The 14,289-nt window shown below is 41.6% G+C and carries 11 protein-coding genes; 6 read left to right on the forward strand and 5 right to left on the reverse strand.

Annotated elements, in window-relative coordinates; translation table 11 throughout:
• Positions 1–572: 572 nt before the first annotated feature.
• The 3 genes from HZA08_07985 to HZA08_07995 all read left to right on the forward strand — a co-directional run bounded on the left by HZA08_07985 (position 573) and on the right by HZA08_07995 (position 2,634).
• On the forward strand, positions 573–866 hold the full coding sequence (locus tag HZA08_07985) for a hypothetical protein (protein MBI5193361.1): 294 nt from the start codon (positions 573–575) through the stop codon (positions 864–866).
• A gap of 170 nt (positions 867–1,036) precedes the next feature.
• Complete coding sequence (locus tag HZA08_07990) at positions 1,037–1,885, forward strand: HNH endonuclease (GenBank protein ID MBI5193362.1); 849 nt, start codon at positions 1,037–1,039, stop codon at positions 1,883–1,885.
• On the forward strand, positions 1,885–2,634 hold the full coding sequence (locus HZA08_07995; GenBank protein ID MBI5193363.1) for a site-specific DNA-methyltransferase: 750 nt from the start codon (positions 1,885–1,887) through the stop codon (positions 2,632–2,634). Before HZA08_07990 ends, HZA08_07995 begins: the two co-directional genes overlap by 1 nt.
• A gap of 115 nt (positions 2,635–2,749) precedes the next feature.
• Here HZA08_07995 and HZA08_08000 read toward each other — a convergent pair whose 3' ends face one another.
• Complete coding sequence (locus HZA08_08000; GenBank protein ID MBI5193364.1) at positions 2,750–4,003, reverse strand: anaerobic glycerol-3-phosphate dehydrogenase subunit C; 1,254 nt, start codon at positions 4,001–4,003, stop codon at positions 2,750–2,752.
• Between the two features lie 59 nt (positions 4,004–4,062).
• Positions 4,063–4,551, reverse strand: coding sequence for a YchJ family protein (locus HZA08_08005; protein MBI5193365.1), 489 nt, complete (start codon positions 4,549–4,551; stop codon positions 4,063–4,065).
• Between the two features lie 299 nt (positions 4,552–4,850).
• Between HZA08_08005 and HZA08_08010 the strand changes: the two genes are divergently transcribed.
• Positions 4,851–7,286, forward strand: coding sequence for a response regulator (locus tag HZA08_08010; GenBank protein MBI5193366.1), 2,436 nt, complete (start codon positions 4,851–4,853; stop codon positions 7,284–7,286).
• A 207-nt stretch (positions 7,287–7,493) separates the two neighbouring features.
• Positions 7,494–9,119, forward strand: coding sequence for a PAS domain S-box protein (locus tag HZA08_08015; GenBank protein ID MBI5193367.1), 1,626 nt, complete (start codon positions 7,494–7,496; stop codon positions 9,117–9,119).
• Between the two features lie 159 nt (positions 9,120–9,278).
• Here the strand turns inward: HZA08_08015 and HZA08_08020 are convergent, their stop codons facing one another.
• Both HZA08_08020 and HZA08_08025 read right to left on the reverse strand, forming a co-directional pair.
• A complete protein-coding gene (locus HZA08_08020) occupies positions 9,279–10,304 on the reverse strand; it encodes an HlyD family secretion protein (protein ID MBI5193368.1) in 1,026 nt (341 codons plus the stop codon).
• 308 nt (positions 10,305–10,612) lie between these two features.
• Entirely contained in the window at positions 10,613–11,752 is a 1,140-nt protein-coding gene (locus HZA08_08025) for an ABC transporter permease (GenBank protein MBI5193369.1), read from the reverse strand.
• Positions 11,753–11,945: 193 nt separating this feature from the next.
• Between HZA08_08025 and hemW the strand changes: the two genes are divergently transcribed.
• Positions 11,946–13,181 carry a radical SAM family heme chaperone HemW gene (gene hemW, locus HZA08_08030; GenBank protein MBI5193370.1) on the forward strand — a complete coding sequence of 412 codons (1,236 nt, stop codon included), beginning with the start codon at positions 11,946–11,948 and terminating at the stop codon, positions 13,179–13,181.
• 18 nt (positions 13,182–13,199) lie between these two features.
• On the opposite strand, the gene HZA08_08035 is transcribed toward hemW, so the two are convergent.
• Complete coding sequence (locus HZA08_08035; GenBank protein ID MBI5193371.1) at positions 13,200–13,946, reverse strand: hypothetical protein; 747 nt, start codon at positions 13,944–13,946, stop codon at positions 13,200–13,202.
• Between the last annotated feature and the right edge of the window lie 343 nt (positions 13,947–14,289).

A 14,289-nucleotide genomic window follows, 5' to 3' on the forward strand; every position in this document is an offset into this window, starting at 1 on the left:
ACATGACCCTCGATCCCTTCAAACTTCTCTTCCCTTCAGGGACTTCACCGCCATCAAACCTATAGTACATACAACCCCCATAATATTGGAAAGGAGGCTTACCCCACGACCGGGTTCCCACGCCTCACTGAAGGGTTACGTTCTGATATGGATGGAGTAATGGTGCAGACGCATCATGTTGCGGACCTGAGCAAGGAGTGATATCGTAGGGGTAGGACCACACTATCCTTCTGATTTACAAGGGAAATGATGTCTATAAATAGGGGATGTCACTCCTTATAGCATCAATTTTATAGGTAAAATCATTGCCATAAGCTGTGGTGTTTAATGAAAAAAGGGATAGAATAATTTTGTGACTTTTTTTGCAATAGACTTTGTGCAACCTATGCATCGTTTTATGTACACTACTTTTAAATACACGTCTATCCCTGCCATTCTTTATACTAATTACTACAAGCAGTTGTAGTCAGCCATTTGGCATCATTTTAGCTATTAAATAAAAAAGGGGGGAAATTTATTTTATTCGAAAAATAAATCTGTTCCATTTTTTCTAAAAAAGGTACAATAACCGCATGGAAAAGCTTTGGGGGAAAGAGGTAGAACAACAGTTCTTCAACGAGGCGGCTTGTTTTGCAACGCCTGAACAGTTATTTTATTTTACCGACTCAGGCGCACATTTAGCTTATTGGCCCAAAGGTTATGAAGGCACAAAAAGCACACTTCAAAGCAGAAATTCTCTTATAGGAAATTTTACTGAAAAGTGGACAACAGATTTAATTCATGAAGTTGTTAAAGACAAAGGATTGTTTGCCGTTCAAGGGGCTATCTGTAATGACATTGCTCTGTCAAATATGTCAACGAGGTGAAATATGAAATACATTGTGAGGAAATATTATTCCGGTTTTTGTTATCATGAAGTAGATGCGGCAGATGAAGAATCTGCATACGAGAAAGCGAAAAGCTTGCCAAGAAATGATAATCAAATATTAAACTCTTTAGAAGAATGGAAAGATTGTAACGAGGTAATACCTGATTAATGATTAAAGTCAAAAGTCCAATTAACTATAATTATGCAACAATCAAAATAACGCAAAGCCGTATCAATAAGGGTTTAATAGCGATACCTATATCTTTGATAAAATGGTTTCCTGAACATAATGCTCGGCTTCAAATTTATATGGATGATTCTATCACCCCTGAAAGTAAAACTTATTCTTCTTATAAGAGTAAAACCAGAGAATGCAGAATTGGCGGAATGGCGGAATGGTTTAGAGATAATAAGATTAAAGATGGCGATGAAATTGTTGTTCAATTAATGGATAAAAAACTTTTTGTTTATAGATTGATACCTGAGAGTAAATACATATTGAAAACCCATGAGCTCCAAGAGGGTCTTGATAGTTCAAAAGATGACGTATCAGCAAAGGAAGAAATTATAAAGCTTTCAAAATGGGCAAGTATTGACAGAAAACAAGTTGTGCTCAACGAATATATTCGTCTGGTTGATACCTTGCCAACAGAGGTAAGACGATATGTAAATAGACGCTCAAATCAAGCAAAGGAAAGCGTACCTAACAATTTAAGGGTTTTGTTAGGTGATATTTATCAAGGTCATTGTCAAGTTTGTGAATTCTGGTTTCTTAAAAAAGATAACGAGCCATATTTTGAAGTTCATCATATTAACCCTCTTCTTTCTAACAATCCGAAAAATCTTTTAGTTGTGTGTCCTAATTGTCATAGACAATTTGAATATGCAGAGGTTAAAAACGAATTTGATCAGGACAATTGGCTTGTAAATGTCAAATTCAATGATAAGATATATCCAGTTAATCAAATTATATTAGCAACAAAGCATGAGGAATTTATTAAACGGTTGCATATTTAATGAGTGAAATCCCTGATTATAGCGTTCATCTAATGGTTACCTCGCCGCCTTACAATGTGAAAAAGGAATATGACGAAGATTTATCTCTGAATGAATACAGATCGTTATTAAAGACGGTATTCAAGGAAACTTACAAAAAATTAGTTACAGGTGGTAGAGCATGTATCAACGTTGCCAATCTTGGGAGAAAGCCATATATCCCTTTGCATAGTTACATAATTGAAGACATGCTTGAAATAGGTTTTCATATGAGAGGCGAAATCATATGGAACAAGGCATCAAGTGCAAGTCCATCAACTGCATGGGGTAGTTGGCAGTCTGCCGCAAATCCTGTGCTAAGAGATATTCATGAGTATATTTTAGTTTTCTCGAAGGAATCTTTTTCGAGAAAGATAGGACATAAAAATAACACCATTACCAAAGAGGACTTTCTTGAATGGACAAAAAGTGTATGGACATTCCCCACTGTTTCAGCCCGCATGATTGGACATCCTGCTCCATTCCCGGAGGAACTACCCCACAGACTAATTCAACTCTATACATTCAAAGAAGATGTTGTTCTTGACCCATTTTGTGGCAGTGGAACAGCCTGCCTTGTTGCCTTGAAAGACGGCCGGCATTATATTGGATATGATATAGATCCTTTATATGTAGAGTTGGCAAATAAGAGAATAAAGGCATTCACAAACCAACTGAATATTTTTGAAAATGCCCAGCCGATTCCCTTGACAGCATCAGCAGGGAAATAGATACAGGGTAGATTATAACGCAAAGATTTAAAGGGGGCGTTTCTATTAACTGAAGTAACGGTAATAATAACCGCTCCCTCTATTTATATTTATGAGCAGTTACTTAAAGGAATAATCAACTCGAGCCCGCTTTCATTCGGTATCCTATCGCCAATAACTCAATGGGATGGACAGCGTTTAATCCTGTCCCTTGCCGGATCTGCAGGTTGCACTTAGGACAGTCGCTTACGGCAATATCTGATAAGGATTCCCGGATACCTTCTATAATAGGCGAACCTATTTCCATGGAAAGATTGAAGGTATCCTCTGTATATCCCATGCTGCCGGCCTGGCCGCAGCATCCCCTGTCAATTACCTCAATCTGCAATCCCGGAACAAGCCGCAGGAGTTCCAGTGACGGCATTCCCATATTCTGGGCCTTCAGATGGCAGGGCACATGATACGCAACCCGCCGGTTCATCGAGACTTTGGGCGGCTGTATATCGCCTTTTTCATAGAGCCGGAGGAGGTACTCCGTTACCTCAAAGACATGTCCCTTCAGAAAGTCCGCATCAGAACCAAGGCACTCCGGGTACTCTTGCTTTATTGTCATACTGCATGGGCTGGTAGTGACTACAATATCATATCCGTCTGCCACATATTTTTTCCAGACTGAAATGTTATAAGTCATGTTCTTCATTGCATCTTCAGGAAAGCCTTCGGAGGCTTGGGGGAGACCACAACAACGTTGAGGCGGGATCACGACCTCTATCCCGCAGGCTTGCAATATCCTCAACGCAGCTATTCCCTCCTCAGGCCGATGGTGATTGGTATAACATCCGTAGAAATAGATGACCTTACGAAGAGATTTCTTTGATTCAGCGGTTCTTTTTTTATGCGACAGAGGGCCGCTTAATTGCGATAAAAAAGCGCGTGTACGGAAAGTCACAAAGTAGAATGTCGGAAGAAGGCGCTCACTGTGAATCCCTGCTGTTTTCTGAAGCATGTTGCGGAAAGGGCGGTTCCGAAGAATCGGATTCAATACCGGAGCGAACCATCCCATGATGGCTTCTACCGCATCAACCTTTCGGAAGATCATTTTGATCAAGGGAGGCCGTCCCTTCTTCATCATCGCGGCCTTGGCCCTTAATACGATGCGCGGGAGGTCATTCTTGAACGAGCAGTTTATCTTGCAGAGTTTACAATCGTAGCATAGTTCTAACAGCTCTTTGTATGCCTCATTGAGGAGTTCTTTCCTGCCGGATTGTTCCTCCTCAAGTATACTGAAAGCCCGTGGGAAGAAAGGACAGTAAGACTCGCACTGACCACAGCTATAGCAACTCTCGACCTGATTCCGGAACTCGTCAGTGTAAACCCGTTCTTGATCCATAAGGATATATAATAATTCAGATGGAAGATGAGGTCAATTTGATTATTCGGAGGACAATGTCACTGGCCGCAGCATTTCTTGAATTTCTTGCCACTACCGCACTCGCAGGGGTCATTGCGGCCTGTTTTGGGCGTTGTACGGACAACAGGTTTTGGGCCTATAATTTTCCCTGTAGTAAAGAACCATGTCCCGTTTTGCTTCCTGAACGAAGACAATTCCCTGTGTTCTTTTTTTATACCCTGTTCTGTAAAGGTCACGACAAATTCAACATGACCATCAATATCTTCGGGGCCGCCTTTCTTTGTGTCTATAATCTCAAAAGTGTGCCACTCTGCGTTCTCTGCCCAGTCTCGGGTGCTTTTTTCATCATAGTCCGACCTGTGATTGGGATGGAGGGATGTAAAGATATATTCCATCTCTTTTTTGACATAAGCACTGTAACGGGACCGCATAAGTTGTTCTGCTGTTAATGCAGGCCGGTCAGCCTTTATCAAAGGCCGGCAACATTCACTGTACGCGATATTCGAACCGCAGGGGCATAGTTCCATATTTAACTCCTTGCAAAATAATGTATGATTGTCATTTGAACCTGTAACGGTTCTTTATTTTTACGGGGTTATAGTAGCAGGATGAAATTTGGGTGTCAACGGGACGTAAACAATGCCGATTGAATTGAATCCGGTCAGATTGTTTGCTTGGAGAAATTATATTTAGTATAATATCTCATCATCCTTAGATTTCCATATTACATCTAATCATCTTGTGCATTTCAAATAGGGCGGCATTGAATTGACCCATTACCTATAACCTATTACCTCTTATCTGTTTTTAAAGAAAGGGATATTCCATGAAGTTCCTTATTATTGATGATGACGACGATTACAGAAGATTAACAGTCAGGGAAGTCCATCGTGAGTTTCCGGATGTAGAGGTTTCAGAAATATCCAAGCTGAGGGAATTTGAAGAGATAATTAAACGAAGGGATTTTGATGTTGTTATCACTGACCTTGAAAATCCTGAACTGAATGGCATGGAGGTCTGCCGCAGGATAAGGGCGGTTGACTCATATACGCCGGTTATTATGCTTACTGCATCCGGCAGTGAAGAATTAGCAGTAGAAGGCATGAAGATGGGTTTAAGCGACTATGTTACAAAAAACCATCTCCAGCGTCTGCCTGTCAGCATTAGGGAGTGTATTGAAAAATCCAGGGTCAGCAAGGAATACAGCCTGCTCAGGATGCGCCAGACAGCCCAGTTCTATTTAACAGAAATATTTTCAGAGTCCGATTCCCTTGATATGGCAGTGCCAAAACTTCTTCAGGCGGTATGCCGCGGCTTTGGCTGGGAGATTGGTGAACTATGGCGGGTAAATAAAGAATGTAACATACTTTATCTTGAAACACTCTGGTCTGAACCAAGTATTTATATTACAGAGTTTGAAGAGATAAGCCGTGTAATGACATTTTCCCCGGGCGAAGGAATACCGGGGCGTGTATGGTCAAGCGGTGAAGCGGCAATATGGGTTACTGATGTCCTGCATGACAACCATTTTCAACGTAATGTCATTGCTGCAAGACTCGGACTGCACGGGGCAACAGCCTTTCCAATTACAAAGTCAGGAGAGGTAACAGGCGTCATGGTCTTTTTTAGTAAAAAGATAATGCCTCTTAATGATGACCTTTGCAATGTTATGGCAGACATAGGGAAACGTATCGGTGTATTTATAAATCAGAAGTTGTCTGAGGAACTTCTGCGGGCAAGTGAACAGAAGTACAGACTGCTCCTTGAGAACCTGCCTCAGAGGATATTTTATAAGGACAAAAATCATTTCTATGTATCATGTAATGAGAATTTTGCCGGGGATTTAGGTATCACATCGGAAGATATAGCAGGTAAAACAGATTACGACCTTTTTCCAAAGGAGATGGCAGAAAGGTACATTGAAAATGATGACAAGGTGCTTAATTCAGGTATGCCTGATGAGATAGAAGAAACATCCCTCAGCAAGGGTCAGGAGCGGATTGTCAATACTGTTAAGACCCCTGTAACTGATGAGAAGGGAAACATTGCAGGTGTACTGGGAATATTCTGGGATATTACCGACCGCAAGCTGGCGGAACTGGAGAAGGAGAAGCTGAGGGAACAGCTTTATCATACACAGAAGATAGATTCTCTTGGAACCCTTTCAGGCGGGATTGCACATGACTTCAATAATATCCTCACAGCCATAATAGGCTATGGGGAATTATTAAAAATGAAATTGAGAGATGAAGAAAGTTTAATTGGTTACGTAATTAAAATCCTTGAGGCCGCAGACCGTGCAGCTAAATTAACCGGCGGACTTCTGGATTTCAGCAGGAAGAGGCCGGTGAATCCTGTTCCTGCTGATCTGAATGAGGTTATAAATGGCATAAAAGAGATGCTCGACAGGATAATCAGTGAAAATATAAAATTCAGCACTGTATTAACTCCTGAAGACTGTGTGGTTCTGGCAGATCGGAATCAATTAGGCCAGGTACTGGTAAACCTTGCAGCCAATGCAAGGGATGCCATGCCTGACGGCGGCTATTTAACAATAATGACGGATATTATTGAGATAGACCAGTCTTTTGTAAGTGCTCATGGTTATGGAAAACCCGGGAGTTACTGTATGATCTCTGTTTCAGATACAGGCTCAGGAATTGATGATGAGACAAAGAAAAGGATATTTGAGCCGTTTTTTACAACCAAGGATGTTGGGAAGGGGACGGGGCTTGGTCTTGCAATTGTGTATGGGATTGTAAAACAGCATAATGGATACATAAATGTATACAGTGAGCAGGGGAGGGGCACTACATTCAGTATATACCTGCCGCTAATACATTCAATTGTTGAGAAAACAATCACATTAGATGAAGCTTGCCCTGTATGCGGTACAGAGACAGTTTTGCTGGCAGAGGATGATACTGCTATAAGGGGCCTTGCAGAAATGCTTTTGAAAGAAAACGGTTATAACGTGATTGAGGCAGTCAACGGCGATGATGCGATAGAAAAGTTTAAAGAGAATAAGGATAGGATAGATCTGCTTGTGCTGGATCTGATAATGCCGGAGAAGAATGGGAAAGAGGTTTATGATATTGCTAATAGTGGCAAACCTGGGATAAATGCCCTTTTTATGAGCGGATACAACAGAGATATTATCTACGATAAAAATATATTAGAAGGAAGTGTAAATTTTATTCTTAAGCCATTCTCACCTCTGAATTTTCTGAAAAAGTTACGTCAGGTGCTGGATCACAAATAGAAGATAATTACTGACACACTGACAAAAATATTTGACTTTACAAATTATAAATTGTTAATATTATAAAAAACCCATTCATTCTCCATTTATTCAGAAGATGAAGTACAGCAGGATTCCAAATCCTTAAAGACTCTCATCCGGTAAGTTTCTAATCTCAAATCTTCAACATGTAAAGAAGTAAGTTTAACGCCAAGGGAGGAAACCGCAATGGAAGAGGACCTTAATAAAATTACAAATCTCTTACAGGATATTAAAAAAGATGCCATGAATTATATAGACTCTATTGGTGTCTTAATCCTAAGCCTTGATACCGAAGGAAGGGTAGTGTTCTTAAACAAGATGGGTTGTGAATTATTGGGTTATACAGAGGATGAGGTTATCGGTTTAAGCTGGTTTAATACATTCATACCTGCAGAAGGCAGGACTGCATTAATGAAAATGTTTTCTGACCTGATCTCCGGTAGTAAGCAGGGTTATTGTGAAAGCCAGGTTATTACAAGAAACGGCAATAAAAGGTATTTCAAATGGAACAGCTCTTTGTTAAAACATGAAAATGGTGATGTGAGCGGTTTAATCTGTGCAGGCGAAGATATAACGGATAAACAAAGGACTGAGGATGCCCTGCGCCGGTCAAGAGAAGAACAAAAGACACTTGAGCGGCAGCTTATCCAGGCACAGAAGATGGAGGCAGTAGGTCATCTTACAGGCGGGCTTGCACATGACTTTAATAACCTGTTGACCGCAATCGTCGGTCATGCAACTTTATTACAGGCAAAGTTTAACTCAAACACTGATATAAACCAGCATGTTCAGCACATACTTAAAACCTGCGACAGGGCGGCGAGCCTGATTTATGGACTGCTTGCATTCAGCAAAAAACAGATACTATTCAAAAAGTCTGTTGAGTTGAATCATATAATCAGGGATATTGAGAAACTTATAGCAAGGCTTATCGGCGAAGATATTGAAGTAAAGATGCATCTGTCTGATAAGGATATTTATATCCTTGCAGATACAGGTCAGATAGAACAGGTATTGATGAATCTCGCCACTAATGCTAGGGATGCCATGCCGAGCGGCGGGGAAATGACGATTTTTACAAAGCTTGTGGATCTTGATACTGATTTCATCCAGTCATTCGGATATGGAAAACCTGGCGTTTATGCACTGCTTTCTGTTACAGATAAGGGGAAGGGGATGGATGCCGTTACTGTAAGTAAGATATTCGATCCATTCTTCAGCACAAAACCGGATGGGAAGGGTACAGGTCTTGGACTTTCAATTATATATGGGATTATCAAACAACATGACGGATACATAAATGTCTACAGTTGTCCCGGTGAGGGAACTACGTTCAACATATACTTTCCGGTAATAAGGACCAAAGCTGAAAAACCTGGGGTACAGAAGGTAGTTCCGGCCCGCAGGGGTGCAGAGACCATACTGCTCGCTGAGGATGAACCGGATGTCCGTGATGTTATAAAAACCCTGCTTGAAAGCTTTGGATACAAGGTTATTGAGGCAGTAGACGGCGAGGATGCAATAAGTAGATTTAAAGAGAATGAAGAATATATCAACCTGCTTGTTTTTGACCTGCTGATGCCTCATAAGAATGGTAAAGAGGCTTATGATGAGATTAAAAAAATAAATTCTGATGTTAGGATTGTCTATATAAGCGGTTACAGTGATGATATTATCAGGAGGAGCATATTTGAAGAGGGGTTTGATTTTATATCAAAGCCCTTAAAGCCGAATGATTTCCTGAGAAAGATAAGAGACGTGCTTGACAGGGAAGCCGCAGTTCCGGGGAAAAGGGTACATTCAGCAATTTAAGGCGTGAGCAGAGTGCAGAAGTAAGACGCAAGAAGTTAGAAGTTAGATGAAAGAAGTAAGAAGCAAGATGCAAGTATACGGATGCCATCAAAATTTTATATGAGGTTTTTCTTACTTCTTACCTCTTACTTCTTGCTTCTGATGCGTGCTCACTGTTTGTTATTTCCCCGGCCTTATCCTAACATCAACTGTCATACCAAGTTTGAACGGTGTTTTCTCAAGTAATCGTATCTTTACCTTAATAATCTTCATCGCCAGGTTCTTTGCAGGATTGTTCGGCCGGATGTTTCTTTCACCTGCATAGCCGGCGATGTCCTCTATCTCTCCTTTGAATATCTTTCCGCGATATGCCTCGGAAGTAATATCAACCGGGTCTTTGATTTGAATCAGGGCGATATCCGTTTCATCTACCTCTGCATTAATTCTTATCTTATCTACATCAGCGATGGTCAGTATTGCAAAATCCTCAGTAATCATCTCACCTTCAAATAAGTTTTTATGTATGACCTTTCCGGATATAGGGGCTGTAATGAGCGTCTTTTCTATAACCCATTTAAAATATTCAACAGATGCCTCAGCCTTTTTTACAGAATCCTCAAGCAGTCTCAAAGTCTCTTCTTTAGGGCCTTTTTCTATCAGCCTTTTCTCTTCCTCAGCCGCCTTCATACGTGATGATGCAACGCGAAAGGCATTTTCACGTTCATCAAGCATGGCCTTAGGGATTACGCCATCTCTGAAAAGTGATTCATATCGCTCAAGATTTTTTTTTGCAAGTTCCATATCAGCAACAGCCGCTTCATAATTAGCCTCAGCCCTTTTGACCTCTTCTGCCCTTGAACCTGATGCAATTTCCCTGAGTTTAGATTTGGCAACCTCCAATTCAGTCTCAGCCTCTTTCTGCTTTGCCTCAATATCCCTGTTACTGAGTTTTGCAATCAACTGCCCCTTTTTAACCCTGTCACCTTCATTAACATATATCTTCTCAATCCTCCCTGTAATCTCACTACCTACATCAACTTCAAGCCCCGGAAGGGTTTCAACCTTCCCCTCAGCCGCAACATATCTTGGAAGTATGGAATTATTATCTTTTGCCCCTGATTCTGATAATCTGAGGCCGGAGCCGGAGATTAAATAGATAATGATAATTAGTGTAAGTAATATAGAAATAATAATTGACTTTTTCATATGATAATAACCCCATCCCCACCCTACCCCTCCCCTTGAAGGGGAGGGAATCTAAATTTATGCCTACTCTCCCCTTGAAGGGGAGGGAATTAAAATTGATGCCTATTCTCCCCTTGAAGGGGAGGGAATAAACACAGCCCCCTCTCTGATTCCCTCTTTTCCCTCTCCCTCAGGGAGAGCTGCAATTAAATTCCTTCCAAATCCCTCCCCCCTCTTTTGCGGGGGGAGGCAGGAGGGGGGATCAGGGTGAGGGTGGGGTTTCGTGTCTTTTTTCTTGCTTCTTACTTCTTGCCTATGCTCACTCTACCCTACGCCCGGAACACCATTACCGGATCAAGTTTCTTTACCTTTCTTACTGAAAACCATGCGGATAAAATACATGTCAAAAATATCACAATAAACAGTAAAAAAGAAAGCGGCAAGCTTAGGTAGATTGAGACGCCGCCTTTTTCCATTCCTCCTCTGACTGCAAGAATAAAGATTATACCGATTAAGTATCCTACTACAGCGCTGATGCCTGCCTGGCTGAATATAACCTTGTAGATGTCTATATTTCTTGCCCCGATAGCCTTCAGTGTGCCGAATTCCCTGATGTGTTCCATAGTATTTGCATAAATTGTCTGGCCTACTATCGCCCCGCCGACTGCCAGTCCAAGCAGGGCCGTAAGAAAGAAACTCATCCCCATGCCTGTTTGAATCGTCCAGTACATAACACTCTTGGTTATAAATTCCTTTTTTGTAAAAACATCATTATCTTTAAGTGTGTCGCGTAATGATGCAACAACAGCACCAATTTTCTCTTTGTCCTTAACCTTGGCTACAATGAATATCGTCTGCCTCTCCCCGCTGAACCAGGAAAACAGACCCCACAACTCGTTGTAAGACATAAAGATCATAGGCATGGTAGTAAAACTTTTTATACCTTGCGACAGACCTACAAGCTTGAATGAGTGCGGACGTTCCAATGTTATCTCATAAGTAGTGCCCACACTGAGTTTGCCGAGCCGCTGTTCAGATGTCTTATCCAGTATCATATACCTCCCGCCCATTACATCATAAGGGCTTCCCTCAATCATTGTCCATGGGGCACCTATGCCTGTATCTGGATTAAACCCAATTATCTGAACCTGCTCCCTTCCGCCGTTTGCAAGTTTAAGAAAACCGAATGAGATAAGGAGCTTCTCAGCCCATTCAACATCTGGCATGGATTTTACACGGTAAATCCTGTTTTCAGGAAATGGATTGGCAAAATCAAAGTTCTGTATGTTCTTTGAGGTGATCCAGATGTCGGCATCTATATGCCTTATAATCGCCGTAGCATTTCCCATCATCCCCAGATACATGCCCATCTGTGCAATGACCAGTATTGTAGCAAACGTAATCCCCATCAGGGTAATAAAGAGTCTGCCCTTCTCATGCAACAGAGTTTTTATTGCAAGCCAGAACATGGGAAATCAGTATAGGATAAATGCTATAATAGTTCAATGTAAGGAGAAAAGCAGAAGCAAGAAGTGAGAAGTAAGAAATAAGATAACAGAAGAAACCACACCCTCACCCTGACCCTCTCCCTGAGGGAGAGGGGGCTGTGTTTATTCCCTCCCCTTCAAGGGGAGGGTTAGGGTGGGGATGGGTTTTTAAACGATGAATACTATAAGCATATACATACACATACCATTCTGCATTAAGAAGTGTCCTTATTGCAGTTTTAATTCGGTTGAGGGGGGTGAGATACCGGAGGATGCGTATATTGAAGCCCTGTTAAAAGAACTCTCATTCCATATTCAGGAGATGCCTGAGTTATCAGACAGGGTGCTTGAGACTATTTATTTTGGCGGGGGGACGCCTTCGTTGATTTCTGCTGAGGGGATTGAGAGGGTTATTGGGGGAATAAGTTTAAGCCAAGCTAAGCCCATCCCCACCCTTACCCTCCCCTTGAAGGGGAGTGAATTACGGTTTATAGGAGAGGGTCAGGGTGAGGGGGAGCCTGGCGAAGTTACCCTTGAAGTAAATCCCGGGACAGTTACTCTTGATAAGCTGAAACTCTTCAAGGAAGCCGGAATAAACAGGTTAAGTATTGGAGTTCAATCTTTTGATGAGAGGCGGCTCAAATTTCTCGGCAGGATTCATACGGTCAGGGATGCGCTGAAGTGTTATGAGGATGCGAGGAGTGTTGGTTTTCACAATGTCGGGATTGACCTTATATCGTGTATCCCGGGTCAGACTATTTCTGAGTGGTGTTCTGAATTAGATACAGCAGTCTCTCTGAGACCGGAGCATATCTCAGCGTATACACTTTCGCTTGAGAAGGGTACACCATTTTATACATTGCAAAATACCGGGAAGTTATTATTACCTTCTGAGGAAGATCAGGCTGGGATGTTTGAGTTTACAATAGACAGGCTGACATCAGCAGGCTATCTCCATTACGAGGTATCAAACTATGCACTGCAGGATTATGAATCAAGGCATAACAATAGATACTGGAGATACCGGGATTCATCAGATTACATTGGACTTGGGGCCGGTGCCCATTCTTATATGTCATTTCCTGATTGGGGTGTGAGGAGGTGGAATGAATCCCCCCCTGATAAATATATGAAGGCTATTGAAAAATCCGGCAGTGCAGTCAAAGGTATGGAACGGTTATCAAAGGACAATGCTGTAACTGAGGCTATATTCCTTGGGCTAAGGAAAACAGAGGGAATTGATTTGTACCTGTTTTCAAAAAGATTCAGTCTTTCACTGATGGACTCTCATTCAGAAAAGATATCTGAACTTATACAGGAAGGTTTCCTCACCTTATCAGACAGCAGATTAAGCCTGACCCGTAAAGGCCTACTTGTCGCAGATTCAGTAATAATTGCCTTGCTCTCTTAATCCTGTTAACTCTACCTGTCAGTAATTAAACGCCGCTGAAACAAATAGGGTAAGACTCTGCATTACCATGTCCTGTAGAGTGGTGTTCCCGCTGATGATCTGGGCTTTTCCTGTTCCATACTCATAACTGCCGCCGATTGTAAGGGATGTGGAACGCGCAAAATGGCTTATGCTAAGGCTTGCACCATACATATCAATGTGCTCCGTCTGATTCACATTTCCGGATATGACTTTCGGTGTATTGGAATAGTTGGTATGTAATCCACCGCGAAGTGCCAGGTCCTCATAGAGATAATACTCAGCACCTACGGCAATATTGAAGATACTCTCCTGAGATATATGAAAATTGTCGGATAATCCTGTAATTTCATCCCTCAATATCAAATTGTATGGAGATGATGTATAGTGACTTATATCTGATGAAAAAAGCAGTCTGTCAGAAGGAAAGTATGCAATTCCTATAGTAGATATAAGTGGAAATTTTCTTTTATCATCAGAATTCCAGACACTGTAAGCAGGTGAGTTACTTCCATAATCAAGATGCCTTAAAGCCCTCTGATCACGCAATTTAGACTCGAATAAATATGTTTTAGAAATTGTTGTTCCAATTGACCATTTTTCCACTGGGGTCCACATCAGACCGAGTATGGGTCTTAATCCTAATTCTGACAGGGTTAAATACTCATTCGACAGCTCATACCTGCCGTCTTCAAAATTGAGTAGTTGATTGATGATAGAGTTCCTGCTTCTGTTATGAATATACATAGTAGTACCTAATGAAAGGTTTTCTTTTAACTTGATTCCATAAGTAGGCCCGAAGTTATAGGTACGGTCTGAATCATTTGTATTTATTACGTACCTCGTTATTTTCAGTGGTGCACCTGTTGCAGGGTCTCTGCCGGGTATGTTAGTAATAGTCTGTGCCTGGTCCTCCAGTATTGCATCGGGGATAGCAAATGAGAAGCCAATCGTAACCCTTCAGTGAGGCGTGGTGACACGAAAAAACTACTTGCGTTCTGGTTGCCATCTATGGTACAACATGATGAATGGAGATGGCGGTCAGATATCGTGGCAGAGAATTCGCCCATGAGGAAATAGCCGAAGTACG

Source organism: Nitrospirota bacterium (assembly GCA_016212215.1).
Taxonomy (GTDB): Bacteria; Nitrospirota; 9FT-COMBO-42-15; order HDB-SIOI813; family HDB-SIOI813; genus JACRGV01.

Bases quoted from the DNA above. Each gene is read 5' to 3' on its own strand.
- HZA08_07985 (MBI5193361.1), top strand. From the start codon at position 573: ATGGAAAAGCTTTGGGGGAAAGAGGTAGAACAACAGTTCTTCAACGAG.
- HZA08_07990 (MBI5193362.1), top strand. From the start codon at position 1,037: ATGATTAAAGTCAAAAGTCCAATTAACTATAATTATGCAACAATCAAA.
- HZA08_07995 (MBI5193363.1), top strand. From the start codon at position 1,885: ATGAGTGAAATCCCTGATTATAGCGTTCATCTAATGGTTACCTCGCCG.
- HZA08_08000 (MBI5193364.1), bottom strand. From the start codon at position 4,003: ATGGATCAAGAACGGGTTTACACTGACGAGTTCCGGAATCAGGTCGAG.
- HZA08_08005 (MBI5193365.1), bottom strand. From the start codon at position 4,551: ATGGAACTATGCCCCTGCGGTTCGAATATCGCGTACAGTGAATGTTGC.
- HZA08_08010 (MBI5193366.1), top strand. From the start codon at position 4,851: ATGAAGTTCCTTATTATTGATGATGACGACGATTACAGAAGATTAACA.
- HZA08_08015 (MBI5193367.1), top strand. From the start codon at position 7,494: ATGGAAGAGGACCTTAATAAAATTACAAATCTCTTACAGGATATTAAA.
- HZA08_08020 (MBI5193368.1), bottom strand. From the start codon at position 10,304: ATGAAAAAGTCAATTATTATTTCTATATTACTTACACTAATTATCATT.
- HZA08_08025 (MBI5193369.1), bottom strand. From the start codon at position 11,752: ATGTTCTGGCTTGCAATAAAAACTCTGTTGCATGAGAAGGGCAGACTC.
- hemW (MBI5193370.1), top strand. From the start codon at position 11,946: ATGAATACTATAAGCATATACATACACATACCATTCTGCATTAAGAAG.
- HZA08_08035 (MBI5193371.1), bottom strand. From the start codon at position 13,946: ATGTATATTCATAACAGAAGCAGGAACTCTATCATCAATCAACTACTC.